Origin of the sequence: Exercitatus varius, assembly GCF_029577735.1 — a bacterium.
Lineage (GTDB): Bacteria > Pseudomonadota > Gammaproteobacteria > Enterobacterales > Pasteurellaceae > Exercitatus > Exercitatus varius.
This window is the reverse complement of record NZ_JARQTO010000004.1, coordinates 109,063-122,315: the sequence shown is the minus strand read 5'-3', so window position 1 is coordinate 122,315 and position 13,253 is coordinate 109,063. Positions and strand designations below refer to the sequence as shown.

The 13,253-nt window shown below is 46.8% G+C and carries 14 protein-coding genes; 6 read left to right on the top strand and 8 right to left on the bottom strand.

All coding sequences use genetic code 11. The annotated features are described in order from the left end of the window. Positions 1-61: 61 nt before the first annotated feature. The 3 genes from P7M01_RS05640 to focA form a co-directional block, all read right to left on the bottom strand. Positions 62-352, bottom strand: a complete 291-nt coding sequence (locus tag P7M01_RS05640) for a putative quinol monooxygenase (RefSeq protein WP_202936584.1) — start codon at positions 350-352, stop codon at positions 62-64. 75 nt (positions 353-427) lie between these two features. Continuing rightward, positions 428-2,740, bottom strand: a complete 2,313-nt coding sequence (gene pflB, locus P7M01_RS05635; protein ID WP_202936583.1) for a formate C-acetyltransferase — start codon at positions 2,738-2,740, stop codon at positions 428-430. A gap of 84 nt (positions 2,741-2,824) precedes the next feature. After that, positions 2,825-3,682, bottom strand: coding sequence for a formate transporter FocA (gene focA / locus P7M01_RS05630; protein WP_394853432.1), 858 nt, complete (start codon positions 3,680-3,682; stop codon positions 2,825-2,827). A gap of 271 nt (positions 3,683-3,953) precedes the next feature. Between focA and hinT the strand changes: the two genes are divergently transcribed. The 4 genes from hinT to rlmC all read left to right on the top strand — a co-directional run bounded on the left by hinT (position 3,954) and on the right by rlmC (position 7,341). Beyond that, positions 3,954-4,307: a purine nucleoside phosphoramidase gene (hinT, locus tag P7M01_RS05625; RefSeq protein WP_317475797.1), complete on the top strand. Its 354-nt coding sequence runs from the start codon at positions 3,954-3,956 to the stop codon at positions 4,305-4,307. Further along, on the top strand, positions 4,307-4,657 hold the full coding sequence (locus P7M01_RS05620) for a putative periplasmic lipoprotein (RefSeq protein WP_394853433.1): 351 nt from the start codon (positions 4,307-4,309) through the stop codon (positions 4,655-4,657). The genes hinT and P7M01_RS05620 overlap by 1 nt, the downstream gene beginning before the upstream one ends. Position 4,658: 1 nt before the next feature. After that, complete coding sequence (gene nagZ / locus P7M01_RS05615; protein ID WP_317483337.1) at positions 4,659-5,699, top strand: beta-N-acetylhexosaminidase; 1,041 nt, start codon at positions 4,659-4,661, stop codon at positions 5,697-5,699. A 484-nt stretch (positions 5,700-6,183) separates the two neighbouring features. Next, positions 6,184-7,341 carry a 23S rRNA (uracil(747)-C(5))-methyltransferase RlmC gene (gene rlmC, locus P7M01_RS05610; protein ID WP_317483389.1) on the top strand — a complete coding sequence of 386 codons (1,158 nt, stop codon included), beginning with the start codon at positions 6,184-6,186 and terminating at the stop codon, positions 7,339-7,341. Between the two features lie 63 nt (positions 7,342-7,404). Here the strand turns inward: rlmC and P7M01_RS05605 are convergent, their stop codons facing one another. After that, positions 7,405-8,568, bottom strand: coding sequence for a mandelate racemase/muconate lactonizing enzyme family protein (locus tag P7M01_RS05605; protein WP_304518782.1), 1,164 nt, complete (start codon positions 8,566-8,568; stop codon positions 7,405-7,407). Positions 8,569-8,731: 163 nt separating this feature from the next. Between P7M01_RS05605 and P7M01_RS05600 the strand changes: the two genes are divergently transcribed. Continuing rightward, complete coding sequence (locus P7M01_RS05600; protein WP_202936577.1) at positions 8,732-9,655, top strand: LysR family transcriptional regulator; 924 nt, start codon at positions 8,732-8,734, stop codon at positions 9,653-9,655. A 57-nt stretch (positions 9,656-9,712) separates the two neighbouring features. On the opposite strand, the gene P7M01_RS05595 is transcribed toward P7M01_RS05600, so the two are convergent. After that, a complete protein-coding gene (locus P7M01_RS05595; RefSeq protein ID WP_317483338.1) occupies positions 9,713-10,612 on the bottom strand; it encodes a LysR family transcriptional regulator in 900 nt (299 codons plus the stop codon). A 140-nt stretch (positions 10,613-10,752) separates the two neighbouring features. Here P7M01_RS05595 and P7M01_RS05590 point away from each other — a divergent pair, with 140 nt between their 5' ends. After that, the gene (locus P7M01_RS05590; protein WP_317483339.1) at positions 10,753-11,193 is read left to right on the top strand and encodes a hypothetical protein; all 441 of its coding nucleotides are present in this window, start codon (positions 10,753-10,755) and stop codon (positions 11,191-11,193) included. Between the two features lie 86 nt (positions 11,194-11,279). Here the strand turns inward: P7M01_RS05590 and aroE are convergent, their stop codons facing one another. Genes aroE through P7M01_RS05575 form a run of 3 tightly spaced genes read right to left on the bottom strand, consistent with a single transcriptional unit; the run spans position 11,280 to position 13,188 of the window. Continuing rightward, positions 11,280-12,089 carry a shikimate dehydrogenase gene (gene aroE, locus P7M01_RS05585; RefSeq protein WP_317483340.1) on the bottom strand — a complete coding sequence of 270 codons (810 nt, stop codon included), beginning with the start codon at positions 12,087-12,089 and terminating at the stop codon, positions 11,280-11,282. Between the two features lie 2 nt (positions 12,090-12,091). Continuing rightward, the gene (locus P7M01_RS05580) at positions 12,092-12,643 is read right to left on the bottom strand and encodes a Sua5/YciO/YrdC/YwlC family protein (protein WP_317483341.1); all 552 of its coding nucleotides are present in this window, start codon (positions 12,641-12,643) and stop codon (positions 12,092-12,094) included. Then, positions 12,640-13,188 carry a DNA topoisomerase family protein gene (locus P7M01_RS05575; protein ID WP_317483342.1) on the bottom strand — a complete coding sequence of 183 codons (549 nt, stop codon included), beginning with the start codon at positions 13,186-13,188 and terminating at the stop codon, positions 12,640-12,642. The genes P7M01_RS05580 and P7M01_RS05575 overlap by 4 nt, the downstream gene beginning before the upstream one ends. Between the last annotated feature and the right edge of the window lie 65 nt (positions 13,189-13,253).

Below are 13,253 nucleotides of genomic sequence, written 5' to 3'. Positions count from 1 at the left end.
GCGGATCACAAATTTTCGTAAAAAAAGGGCAAAATCGCCCTTTTATCAAATAAAAAATAAGTTAGAAAACAGGGCTGAAAACCTGCACGACAGGTTCGGATTGACAGCATTCCAGAAAAATCGGAAAGGCTTTTTGGATATGAGCCGTCGCCAAATGCGCATCTAAATCCGCCCGGCTTTCCCAACGTTCCACAAAAACGAACAAATTGGCGTTTTCGTTATTGCGCTGTAATTCATAGAACAGCACGCCTTTGTCTTTCATAGTGTGTTCGGTCAGCTCACGGCATGCGGCTAAAAAATCCGCCACCTTTTCGGTTTTCACCTGAAAGCTGGCAAGAACGGTAATCGACATATTTTTCTCCTATTAAGAAAAATCCGACCACAAAAGTGCGGTCGGATTTTATTACGTTTTTTTCGCGTTACCCAATTACATTGCCTGAGTGAATGTACGAGTAATCACGTCTTGTTGCTGTTCGCGGGTTAATGAGTTAAAACGAACGGCATAACCTGAAACGCGAATGGTTAATTGCGGATATTTTTCAGGATGATCGATAGCATCTAACAATGTTTCGCGATTCAATACGTTCACATTTAAGTGCTGACCGCCTTCCACCGTCGCTTCGTGGTGGAAATAACCGTCCAATAAACCGGCAAGATTACGTTTTTGTGCGTCGCTGTCTTTACCTAACGCATTCGGTACGATTGAGAAGGTATATGAAATACCGTCTTTCGCGTAAGCAAACGGCAGTTTAGCCACAGACGTTAATGACGCCACCGCACCTTTTTGGTCACGACCGTGCATTGGGTTGGCACCCGGTCCGAACGGAGCGCCCGCACGACGACCGTCCGGCGTATTACCGGTTTTCTTACCGTATACCACGTTGGATGTGATAGTCAGGATAGATTGTGTCGGTGTCGCATTGCGGTAAGTTTTATGTTTTTGAACTTTCTTCATGAAACGTTCAACCAAGTCAACCGCTAAGTCATCAACGCGCGGATCGTTGTTACCGAATTGCGGATATTCGCCTTCGATTTCGAAGTCAATCGCTACATTTGAAGCCACCACATTGCCGTCTTTATCTTTGATGTCGCCGCGAATCGGTTTCACTTTCGCATATTTGATTGCGGATAAAGAGTCCGCCGCCACGGAAAGACCGGCGATACCGCAAGCCATTGTACGGAATACGTCGCGATCGTGGAACGCCATCAATGCCGCTTCATAAGCATATTTATCGTGCATGAAGTGGATGATGTTCAATGCGGTAACATACTGCGTCGCCAACCAGTCCATGAAGCTGTCCATGCGTTCGATTACGGTATCGAAATTCAATACTTCGTCGGTAATCGGCGCGGTTTTAGGACCGACCTGCATACCGTTTTTCTCATCGATACCGCCGTTGATTGCGTATAACATTGTTTTCGCCAAGTTTGCGCGGGCGCCGAAGAACTGCATTTGTTTACCCACAACCATCGGCGATACGCAACATGCGATGGCATAGTCGTCGTTGTTAAAGTCCGGACGCATTAAATCGTCGTTTTCGTATTGTACGGATGAAGTGTCGATAGATACTTTCGCACAGAAACGTTTGAACGCTTCAGGCAACTGTTCAGACCAAAGAATGGTTAAGTTCGGTTCCGGAGAAGTACCCATGGTGTATAAAGTGTGTAATACGCGGAAGCTGTTTTTAGTCACTAACGGACGACCGTCTAAGCCCATCCCTGCGATGGTTTCCGTTGCCCACATCGGGTCGCCTGAGAATAATTGATCGTATTCAGGCGTACGTAAGAAACGAACCATACGTAATTTCATCACTAAGTGGTCCATTAATTCCTGGGCTTCCTGTTCCGTGATTAAACCGCGTTTTAAGTCGCGTTCGATATAAATATCCAGGAAGGTTGAAGTACGACCGAACGACATTGCCGCACCGTTTTGTGATTTAACCGCCGCCAGATACGCAAAATATGTCCATTGGATGGCTTCTTTTGCATTCATTGCAGGACCGGAAATATCGTAACCGTAAGAAGCCGCCATTTCTTTAATTTTGCCTAATGCACGGTGTTGTTCGGCAATTTCTTCGCGTAATTGAATGGTTGCCTGGATATCTTCGCCCGCTTCCAAACGCGGTTGTAATGAATCGAATTGGGCTTTTTTATCCTTCATTAAATAATCGATACCGTATACGGCCAAACGACGATAGTCACCGATAATACGACCGCGACCGTAAGCGTCCGGCAAACCGGTTAACACGCCTGATTTACGGCAACGTAAAATGTCCGGCGTATAAACGTCGAATACGCCTTGGTTATGGGTTTTACGGTATTCGGTGAAAATGAATTCCACTTTCGGATCCAAAGTACGACCGTAAACCTGACAAGAACCTTTGATCATTTTAATCCCGCCGAACGGCATGATTGCGCGTTTTAACGGAGCATCGGTTTGTAAACCGACGATTTTTTCCAAATCTTTGTTGATATAACCGGGTTTGTGAGAAGTGATGGTTGACGGCGTGTGCTCATCAAAGTCTAACGGTGCGTGAGTTTTGTTTTCGATTTTGATGCCTTCCATCACAGCGTTCCACAATTCAGTGGTCGCCGGAGTCGCATCGGCAAGGAATGACTCGTCACCTTCATACGGAGTATAGTTTTTTTGGATGAAGTCGCGTAAATTCACGCCTTCTTGCCATTCACCGGGAACAAATCCTTCCCATGCTTTTTGTTGAGCTTCAGTTAATTGAGCCATTGTAATACTTCCTTTTTTAGTATTGATAATGAAACCTTGTAAGTGCGGTCAAAAATTACCGCGTTTTCGCACTTACCCCAAACTTTAGTGAGCATGCGGTTTATTGGTGTACCACTGCAATAACGCCACACAAATTCCGCCGCCCGCCAGGTTACCTAATGTCACCGGAATTAAATTCTTCACAATAAAATGGTAGACATCCAAATCCGCAAATTGTTCAGGATTTAACCCGATCGCCTGCCAGAAATCAGGCGTACTGAAATGAGCCGTAATGATGCCCATCGGAATCATAAACATATTCGCCACGCTGTGCTCGAACCCTGACGCCACGAATAAACCGATCGGTAAAATCTGAATAAACGCCTTATCCGTTAAGGTTTTACCGGCATAGGTCATCCATACCGCCAGACACACCATAATGTTACACAAAACGCCCAGCGCAAAGGCTTCGAACCAAGTATGGTGAATTTTATGCTGCGCCGTGGTTAAAATCGTTAAACCCCATTGACCGTTTGCCGCCATGGTCTGACCGCCCATCCAAATTAAGCCGACAATACACAAACCGCCGACAAAATTCCCGCAATACACCACAATCCAGTTTCGCACCATTTGAAAGGTGCTAATCCGATTATTGGCACGGGCAACGGTGGTCATTGTGGATGAAGTAAACAGTTCGCAACCGCACACCACAACCATAATAACGCCTAATGAGAACACCAAGCCGCCCACCAATTTGGTCAATCCCCAGGGTGCGCCGGCAGAACCGGTCTGAGTGGTAGTATAAAATACAAACGCAAGTGCAATAAAAGCACCGGCGGAAATAGCGGAAAGAAAAGAATAGAATTGATTTTTCGTCGCTTTATAAGCACCGACGTCTTCGCCGATTTGCGCCATCTGAGCGGGGGTTGCCGCCACCGTTGACAAATTTTCTTCGGGTTTCACAGAGATACCTTATTCTAGTTATTTTAAATTATTCTACTGAATTTATCCGTCAGTCACAAATTAAAAAATTTTTGAAATCTTATAAATTTTTTTAATTATAGAGCATCGGATCAATAAATCAAAAAGGATTTAACCACTAAAAACCAGAAACTTGAGCTTGATCAAAATCTTCCTGATCAAAATTGCGTTTTCGCTCAATTTCTGATAAAAAGTGCGGTCAATAACCGCTGATTTTTAAACGAAATCAACCCGATAAAAAAGGAGCAATCTTATGGCGGAAGAAACTATTTTCAGTAAAATTATTCGCAAAGAAATTCCGGCGGATATCGTTTATCAGGACGAGCTCGTCACCGCATTCCGCGATATCGCGCCGCAAGCCAAAACTCACGTGTTAATCATTCCTAACAAGCTGATCCCGACCGTTAACGACGTCACCGCCGAAGACGAAGCGACGTTAGGCCGTCTGTTTACCGTGGCGGCAAAAATTGCCGAAGCGGAAGGCATTGCAAAAGACGGTTACCGTTTAATCGTCAACTGCAATAAACACGGCGGACAGGAAGTGTTCCACATTCATATGCATTTGGTCGGCGGCGAACCCTTAGGAAAAATGCTGGCGAAATCATGATGAAAAAAACGTTGCTTTTTGTGACCGCACTTTTGCTGACGGCCTGTTCCTCCCGACCGAATTTAGTGCACACGCACGACCCGATTTTAAACATCACCGCCGAGCTTAATCCGTTCATTGAAGCAAGCGTCAGCGATAATTCGGCTTGGGTAAAAAACAAAACCGACGCGCCGCTAGCCGTGCGTTACGATATTTTCTGGTATGCGGAAAACGGCGTCACCCAACCAGTCAGCGCCACGCAGGAAGCTTACAGCGGCAGTTTGTTGTTGAATCCGCAACAAAAATACGCCTTGCCGTTGCAAAAACCGACGCCGGAAAGCGTGAATTACCGTCTTTATTTACGAAACTAATATGTCCACATTACTTATCGACCTGAAAGATCAAACTTTACACCAGGAAGAAGTCGAACGGCTTGAACATCCGTTGGTGGCCGGATTGATTCTGTTTACCCGAAATTTTTACGATCGCGAACAAATTCAGGCATTAATCAAAGACATCCGCCGGCGGGTTAAAAAACCGTTGCTTATCACGGTGGATCAGGAAGGCGGACGGGTACAACGCTTCCGTGAAGGGTTCACCAAACTGCCCGCCATGCAAGCTTTCGCGGCCTTGATTCGGGAACCGGCGCGGCAACTCGCCATGGCAAAAGAAGCCGGCTGGCAAATGGCGGCGGAAATGACGGCGTTGGATATTGATCTCAGCTTTGCGCCGGTATTGGATTTGGGACACCAATGCAAAGCCATCGGCGATCGCAGCTTCTGCGACGACGCGGAATCCGCCGTTCCTTTGGCAACCGCCTTTATCGACGGCATGCACGCCGCCGGCATGGCAAGCACCGGCAAACATTTCCCCGGACACGGACAGGTTTTGGCTGACAGCCACCTGGAAACGCCTTTCGACGACCGCCCGAGCGCCGTTATTTTCGAACGGGATATTCAACCGTTCCAGCAACTCATCGCTCAAAATAAATTGGACGCCGTCATGCCGGCGCACGTTATTTACACCGATTGCGACGATCAGCCCGCCAGCGGTTCAAAATATTGGTTACAGGACATCTTGCGTCAAAAACTGGGCTTCAAAGGCGCCGTTTTCTCCGACGATCTCGGAATGAAAGGCGCCGGTTTCATGGGCGATTTTGTCACCCGCAGCGAAAAAGCCCTCAACGCCGGCTGTGATTTGCTGTTACTGTGCAACGAACCCGACGGCGTCGTACAAGTACTGGACAAGCTAAAACTTAACGAAAGCCGACCGCACTTCGAAGCCCGCCAACAGCGGTTACAGACATTATTTAAGCAGAAAACCTTTAACTGGAACGAATTGACTCAAACCGCCAGATGGCGGGAAAATTCAAAAAAATTAACCGCACTTCAGGAACAATGGCAATCGGTTTGATCTTACTTTCTTTGCTTCGCCAAAGGCGCCATACTTTTCTTTGCCTACACAAAGAAAAGTATGCAAAAGAAAGTGCACCCCGACTTCGGTTCTGTTCTTCGCTTGATTGAAATTTTCTTCACGGAAAATAAGTAAACTCGCTACGCTCAAACAAACTTATTTTCCTAAAAATTTCAAGTCGCTCAGGCACCTCAGACGGGGCCCATTGGAGTTTTACAATAAAAAGTGCGGTCAAATTTTTAAACGTTTTTTTACAATTAATAAAAAAACTATAAATTTAGATGTACAAGCGGTTCCCCTTTTTGCCATCTGAAAACGATGAAATTTGTGGAAAATCTTGTTTGTCTGAGCGCGCAAGTTAACAAGATTTTCGTGAAACAAATTTCACTATTTTCAAGAAACAAGACAAAACGAACGCCTTTCTTTGGCGAGACAAAGAAAAGCAGAAATGACAGAATTCAATCTCAATAACCAAATTACCCAAATGATCACCTGCCCCCACTACCAAACCCGAACCTGCACTTCCTGCCAATGGCTCGAAACGCCGTATGACGCCCAATTAACGCGGAAACAAATCCATCTGAAACAACAAATTTCGGCATTGGATCAATCTCAACTTGAATGGACGGCGCCGTTTCAGTCGGCGCAATCCGGCTTTCGCAATAAAGCCAAAATGGTGGTGAGCGGTGCGGTGGAACGACCGGTTTTGGGGATTATCAATGAACAAAACCAAGCGACGGATTTAACGGATTGTCCGCTTTATCCCGCTCGTTTTCCCGACATTTTTTCCGTGCTGAAGGATTTTATCGGACGGGCCGGGTTAGTGCCTTATAACATTGCCAAACAAAAAGGCGAGCTGAAATATATTTTGCTGACGGAAAGTCGCGTCAATCAAAAACTGATGTTACGCTTCGTGTTGCGATCTGAAGCGAAATTGCGGTTAATACAACGGGAACTGGCGGGATTATTAACAAAATTACCCGATTTAACCGTGGTCACGGCGAACGTTCAACCGCAACACGCGGCGATTCTGGAAGGCGAAAAAGAGATTTTTCTCACCGAACAACAGGTGCTGGAAGAACGATTCAACGGCATTCCGTTGTTCATTCGCCCGCAAGGCTTTTTCCAGACTAATCCCGTCGTCGCCGAAGGTTTATACGCTACGGCACAGAATTGGGTGAAAGATTTGCCGGTGAATCGGTTGTGGGATTTGTTCTGCGGCGTGGGCGGATTCGGTTTACATTGCGCCGCGGCGTTGCAGGCGAACAATCCCGACGTGGCGCTGACGGGCATTGAAATTTCGCCTTCCGCCGTTTATTCCGCCACCTTATCGGCGCAAAAGTGCGGTCTGAAAAACGTGCGTTTTCAATCCCTCGACGCCGCCAATTTCGCTTTGAATCAGGATGACGACAAACCGGATTTGGTCATCGTCAATCCGCCCCGTCGCGGCATCGGCAAGCCGCTGGCGGAATTTCTTAACAATCTGCGCCCGCAATTTCTGCTTTATTCCAGCTGCAACGCCGTCACCATGGGAAAAGATCTGCAATCTCTCACCCATTACCAAATGCGGAAAATCCGGCTGTTCGACATGTTCCCGCACACCGCGCATTATGAAGTGCTGACATTGTTAACGCTGAAATAGCACACTTCAAGTGCGGGAAAAAAACGCATCGTTTTTTCACCGCACTTTTCCTATGGAAAACCGTTATTCCGCTAATTCACGCATAACCTTAATCAGATCGGATTTGCCTTCAAAACCGATGCCCGGCAGTTCCGGCATGACGATGTGACCGTCTTCCACTCGGACGGAATCCGGGAAACCACCGTAAGGTTGGAACAAATCCGGATAGCTTTCGTTACCGCCCAAACCCAGCCCGGCGGCGATATTGAGCGACATTTGATGGCCGCCGTGCGGAATACAACGCGACCACGACCAGCCGGCGTCTTTCACCACTTTCAGCGTTCTGAGATATTCCACCAAGCCGTAGGAAAGGGCGCAGTCGAATTGCAAATAATCACGGTCCGGGCGCATGCCGCCGTAACGTAACAGATTGCGTGCTTCATGATGAGAGAATAAATTTTCACCAGTCGCCATCGTACCCGGATAGAATTCCGACAATGCAGCTTGCAAAGCATAATCCAGCGGATCGCCCGCTTCTTCATACCAGAACAGCGGGTATTGACGCAGCATTTTGGCGTAGGCAATAGCGGTTTCCAAATCAAAACGACCGTTGGCGTCCACCGCCAGTTGCGCGTCACCGTCGATTTCCTGTAATACCGCTTCGATACGGCGTTGATCTTCTTCTAATGAGGCGCCGCCGATTTTCATTTTTACTACGTTATAACCGCGATGAATATAGCCGCGCATTTCCTGCTGTAAAGCTTTCAAATCCTTACCCGGATAATAATAACCGCCGGCAGCGTACACGAAAATACGCGGATTGGCTTGGATTCCTTCGCGATCAGCTAATAATTGGAACAACGGTTTTTGCGCAATTTTCGCCACCGCGTCCCAAATCGCCATATCCAAGGTGCCGACCGCCACCGAACGTTCGCCGTGCCCACCCGGTTTTTCATTCGTCATCATTACATCCCAGATGCGGTGCGGATCGAGATTGTCGCCTTTGTCGTTCAGCAAACTGTCAGGATCGGCTTTAAGAATGCGGTCGCGGAAGCGGTCACGAATCAAACCGCCCTGCCCGTAACGTCCGTTGGAGTTAAAGCCGTAGCCCACCACGCGGCGCCCGTCAATCACGACATCGGTCACCACGGCAACCATACTGCAGGTCATTTGACTGAAATCGATATAGGCGTTTCGGATAGGGGAAGAAATAGGTTTGGTAACTTCAAGAATATCGGTAATACGCATGGTATCCTCCTTTAAAAAGCAACAAGATTTATGCATAAATTGCATAACTACAGGATTGTAAATATAATTCAGAAAAGATTTTATTTATCTTTTCCATTTAATTTTCATTGTGAATATTAAATATCGAAATGATCTTCGTCCAATGTTAATCAGGAATGCTGTCATGCAAGATTTTCATAACTTAGAGATAACATGGTTGAAAGACTGTATTGTGCTGGCCGAAAAACTGAATTTTTCGCAAGCAGCGACGACACGTTATGTAACACAGTCGGCATTTAGCCGTCGGATTCAAGCATTGGAACAATGGGTCGGCACACCGCTGTTTGTTCGTAATCGACGAGGTGTGCAGCTAACCCCGGCAGGAGAAAAGTTTTGTTCGAAAGTGCCGGAAATTCTAAGAATAATCGATAATACCCGAAATGAGGCGCTGGATATGGCGGATAAGAATCGCTCCGATGTAGTTATTGCCGCCACCCATTCCTTATCATTTTCATTTTTTCCGGAATTATTACGACACAACCATGATATCGCTCGTTTCGGGGCGTTTCGTTTGCTTTCCGACACGTTACATGCATGCGAACGTACGCTGTTACAGGGACAATCACAATTTCTGCTTTGTCATTATCATCCCTATATGCAGCTCAACTTATCGCCGGAAAACTTTTCCAGTCTGCGTTTAGGCGTTGATAGATTGATTCCGTACAGCAAAACCGGAAAGAACGGCCGACAGCCTTTATGGGCAATCGATAATGAGAAGAAAATTCCTTATTTGTCCTTTAGTAATGAATCAGGAATCGGGCGAATTATCGCCAATACGGCGGCAATCAATCGAATCGGCGATAAGCTGAAACTGGCATTCACCTCTGATTTGGCCGCTACACTGCTGGCGATGGTGAAAGCAGGAGACGGCGTAGCATGGCTACCGGAAACGCTGGCGGAACAAGACGTTAAAAACGGTGATATTATAGCGGCAACGGAAAACCCCGATTACCGACTGCCCATTGAAATCCGGCTATACCGCTCGACAGAGAAAATGCGTAAAACGGTCGAAGCTTTATGGGATATTTTTATTCAATCGGCGCTATAGCCTGTTGTATTGATAAGCACTCCAAAAAACTTCAAATTTTTTCACCGCACTTTTCCCTCAAGCCGATGTTTTTTCCAGTAGAAAATCAATCCATGCCCGCACGCGGCCGGCTTTTTGACTGTGTTGCATATAAAACAAAAACAACTCGGGATATTGCGTCCAGTGCTTTTCCAGCACGGGAATAAACTTCTCGCGATCGTGCAGCGCGTTAACCACCGGCTCGAACAACAGCCCCAACGCCACGCCCTGCCGCACGGAATCCAGCTCGACCATCACATTATTGGTCACAATAACGTGCGGTATGTCCACCGAAATTTCTCTGCCGTCCTGATTTAAGGTCAGCGGATAAATACGATTTGCCGTAACAAAACGATAACCCAGCAGTTTATGACGGCTCAAATCCTGTAAGGTTTCCGGCTTGCCGTATTTCCGAATATAGTTTTCCGACGCATAAAGCCCCAACCGCACCGGATCGAGCAATTTTTTGGCCACAACATTTTGTTCCAGCCTGTCGCCGAAACGAATGCCCACATCAAAACCTTCTTTTACGATATCCACAATGCCGTCATTCACGGAAATTTCCAGCCGAATATCGGGATAACGCCGGCAAAATTCGGCAAAATACGGTTTGACGACCAATAAATACGCAATCGAAGAGGTTGTCACCCGCACCAAACCGGAAGGCTTCAGGGTTAAATCGCGAACGGACTCCATGGCCGAATCCAGCCCTTGAATTATATCCCGGGTGGAATCGAACAACCGTTGTCCCGCTTCCGTCAACTCCATTTTGCGAGTGGTGCGGGTAAACAACGGCAAACCGAGATGGCGTTCCAACAGTTTCAGCGCGTTACTTACCGCCGGCGGGGCGATTTCCAGCTTTCTTGCCGCCGCCGCGATAGATCCTTCGTTAACGATTTCATGAAAATAAGTGAGATAACCGTAAATTGAGCTCTGCATAGTATTATTAACTTTTCCTTAAAAGTGAATTATCTATTGGCAATCTTATCATATTAATTTAATTCTTTATAATGCCTGCCATCGAACGACGAACGTCGTTTGTTTAACCGTTATTAACGAACATTTTTAAGGAAAAGATTATGAAACATTCAATGATTAAAACTCTTACTTTCGCATTCGTCACCGCGGCATTCGCCACACAGGCCAGCGCAGCGAGCCATATGGAACGCCAAATTACGCGCGATATTTCAAACCAAACTCACCGTGCGGTGAAAGTGGAAACCAATCGTTACGATGCGCTAAAAACGGCGTTAAACGCGAAATTAAATCAGTTAAATCAAGCTCCCGACATAACGACGTTCAACCGCTTAGCAACCGACGCAAAAGAATTGGCGCAACAGGCTAAAGCGGCAATAAAAGCGCAGACGTTCGATTTCGGCGAATCGGCCGATAATCGTCGGGCGCAATTGGACGCAACTTACGCCGGCTGGAAATTGAATAAACTCATCGACAGCCTGGAACAAGCCGCGACGCAGTCGGATTTAACCGCGGCAAAAACGGAAATCCGTTCTCATATTTAAAAATTAAGGCGGATTAATCCGCCCGATATAACATTGCGATCAAAGTGCGGTGAAAAAATCTCACGTTTTTTCACCGCACTTTTGTATTAGACGGAATCGTTTTCCAATAAAGGCCGAATATCCGGCATCACCCCGCGCCATAAATAGAAGGAATGCGCGGCCTGTCCCACCAGCATGCCGAATCCGTCGCTGATATTTTGCACGCCGAGAGATTTCGCCAGGGCAACGAACGGCGTGTCTTTGTCTTTAGCGTATTGCATATCGTAAACGGCGCCCGCCAGACGCAAAATTTCGGGATCGATATTCAGGGTTTTACCTTGCAAACCGAGAGAAGTAGCGTTAATCACCAAATCAAATTTTTGCCGCGGAATATCGCTGAGTCCGACCGCCCGAATATTGCCGTAAGAGAGAAATTTATCAACCAAATGCTGTGCTTTGGCTAACGTGCGGTTGGAAACGGTGATATTCTGCCGTGCCCGTAATAAAGGTAACAACACGCCTTTTGCGGCGCCGCCGGCACCGAGAATTAACACCGATTGATCCGGTTTCAACCAGCCCAAACGCGCCAAATCGCTGACTAAACCGGCGCCGTCGGTATTATCGGCATATAAACAGCCGTTATCTAAACGTTTCAACGTGTTGCAAGCTTCCGCGGCTAAAGCGCGCTCGCTGTATTCGTCGGCCAAATCATAAGCCCGTTCTTTAAACGGCGCGGTAATATTACAACCTTTGGCGCCGTTGGCAAAAAAGCTTAACAGCTCAATTTCGAACCGTTCGGGATCGCCCAATATAGCTTCATATTCCATGTTTTGTTGGGTCTGTTCGGCGAAAATCTTGTGAATTTGCGGGGATTTGCTGTGTTTAACGGGATTGCCCCAAACCGCATAGTAGTCCATGTTTAACCTTCTCTGAATAATTGATTTGTGAGTAAATCTCTAATTTCCGACGGTTTTTCCGCTTTACCCACAGCATAATCTAACACCGGAAAAAACTTGCCGAATTGCGACCGCACTTCATCAGCACTTTTACAAGGCGGTAAACCGGATAAATTGGCGCTGGTGGACGTTAAGGCAAAACCGGTTAAGCGGCAGAGCTCGGCTATTGCAGGATGATCACTGATGCGTACCGCAATGTTGTTAAATTGCCCCTTAATCAATTCGGGAGTGGCGTTTTTTGCCGGCACCACCCAGGTTACGGGATGTGGATAACTTGCCGTTAAACGGCGGATTTGATCGGCAGTTAACCGTTCGGTATCAACAAAAGGCAATAAATAGGTCAAATTCGGCGCAACCAGAATCAAGCCTTTTTCCATCGGGCGCCGTTTCAAATTGAGCAATTTTTTGACCGCACTTTCGCTCAACGGATTACAACCCAAACCGAATACCGCCTCGGTGGGATAGGCAACCACTTGATTTTGTTTTAATTTTTCGGCGATTTCAGTGAAATTCATAATTCTCTGTTAAATTGATGTTTACAGTTTTTGTTCAGGCAAACAAAAACTCGGTGGGTTTCCGTTTGTTTTTTTAATACCACCGGCGAACCGCCGCATTGCGGACAGCCGACAGCGTAAAGTTTGCCGGAAACGGTGAATTTACAGGCGGGAAAACGGTTACAACCGTAAAAGCTTTTGCCCCGGTGTCCGCGTCGCGCCACCAATTCGCCTTTTTTACATTCGGGGCAGGGAAAGCTTTCTTGCGCGGATTCCGCTTCGTCATGCACCACGAAACGACAGTCCGGATAACCGCTGCAACCGATAAACATGCCGTAATTACCCGTTTTAAGCTGCAGATTTTTACCGCATTCGGGACATATTTCGTCCAATTGTTTCAGAATTTTGCTTGCGTTATAAGGCTGTAACGGCTTGAGATAATCACAATTCGGATAGCCCGAACAGCCCAAAAACAAACCTTTCTTGCTTTGCCGGATTTGCAACGGCGAACCGCATTGCGGGCAAAGTTCCTGATGTCTGGTGTGTTCGAAAAGCGCGGATGTCATCAACCTGTTCTCATAAAAAATAGTCACTTGATTTTACCTGTTTTCGTTTATACTACAACCTAAAA

Excerpts from the sequence above, each read along its gene's own strand:
- P7M01_RS05640 (WP_202936584.1), bottom strand. The coding sequence starts at position 352 with ATGTCGATTACCGTTCTTGCCAGCTTTCAGGTGAAAACCGAAAAGGTG.
- pflB (WP_202936583.1), bottom strand. The coding sequence starts at position 2,740 with ATGGCTCAATTAACTGAAGCTCAACAAAAAGCATGGGAAGGATTTGTT.
- hinT (WP_317475797.1), top strand. The coding sequence starts at position 3,954 with ATGGCGGAAGAAACTATTTTCAGTAAAATTATTCGCAAAGAAATTCCG.
- P7M01_RS05620 (WP_394853433.1), top strand. The coding sequence starts at position 4,307 with ATGAAAAAAACGTTGCTTTTTGTGACCGCACTTTTGCTGACGGCCTGT.
- nagZ (WP_317483337.1), top strand. The coding sequence starts at position 4,659 with ATGTCCACATTACTTATCGACCTGAAAGATCAAACTTTACACCAGGAA.
- rlmC (WP_317483389.1), top strand. The coding sequence starts at position 6,184 with ATGATCACCTGCCCCCACTACCAAACCCGAACCTGCACTTCCTGCCAA.
- P7M01_RS05605 (WP_304518782.1), bottom strand. The coding sequence starts at position 8,568 with ATGCGTATTACCGATATTCTTGAAGTTACCAAACCTATTTCTTCCCCT.
- P7M01_RS05600 (WP_202936577.1), top strand. The coding sequence starts at position 8,732 with ATGCAAGATTTTCATAACTTAGAGATAACATGGTTGAAAGACTGTATT.
- P7M01_RS05595 (WP_317483338.1), bottom strand. The coding sequence starts at position 10,612 with ATGCAGAGCTCAATTTACGGTTATCTCACTTATTTTCATGAAATCGTT.
- P7M01_RS05590 (WP_317483339.1), top strand. The coding sequence starts at position 10,753 with ATGAAACATTCAATGATTAAAACTCTTACTTTCGCATTCGTCACCGCG.
- aroE (WP_317483340.1), bottom strand. The coding sequence starts at position 12,089 with ATGGACTACTATGCGGTTTGGGGCAATCCCGTTAAACACAGCAAATCC.
- P7M01_RS05580 (WP_317483341.1), bottom strand. The coding sequence starts at position 12,643 with ATGAATTTCACTGAAATCGCCGAAAAATTAAAACAAAATCAAGTGGTT.
- P7M01_RS05575 (WP_317483342.1), bottom strand. The coding sequence starts at position 13,188 with ATGACATCCGCGCTTTTCGAACACACCAGACATCAGGAACTTTGCCCG.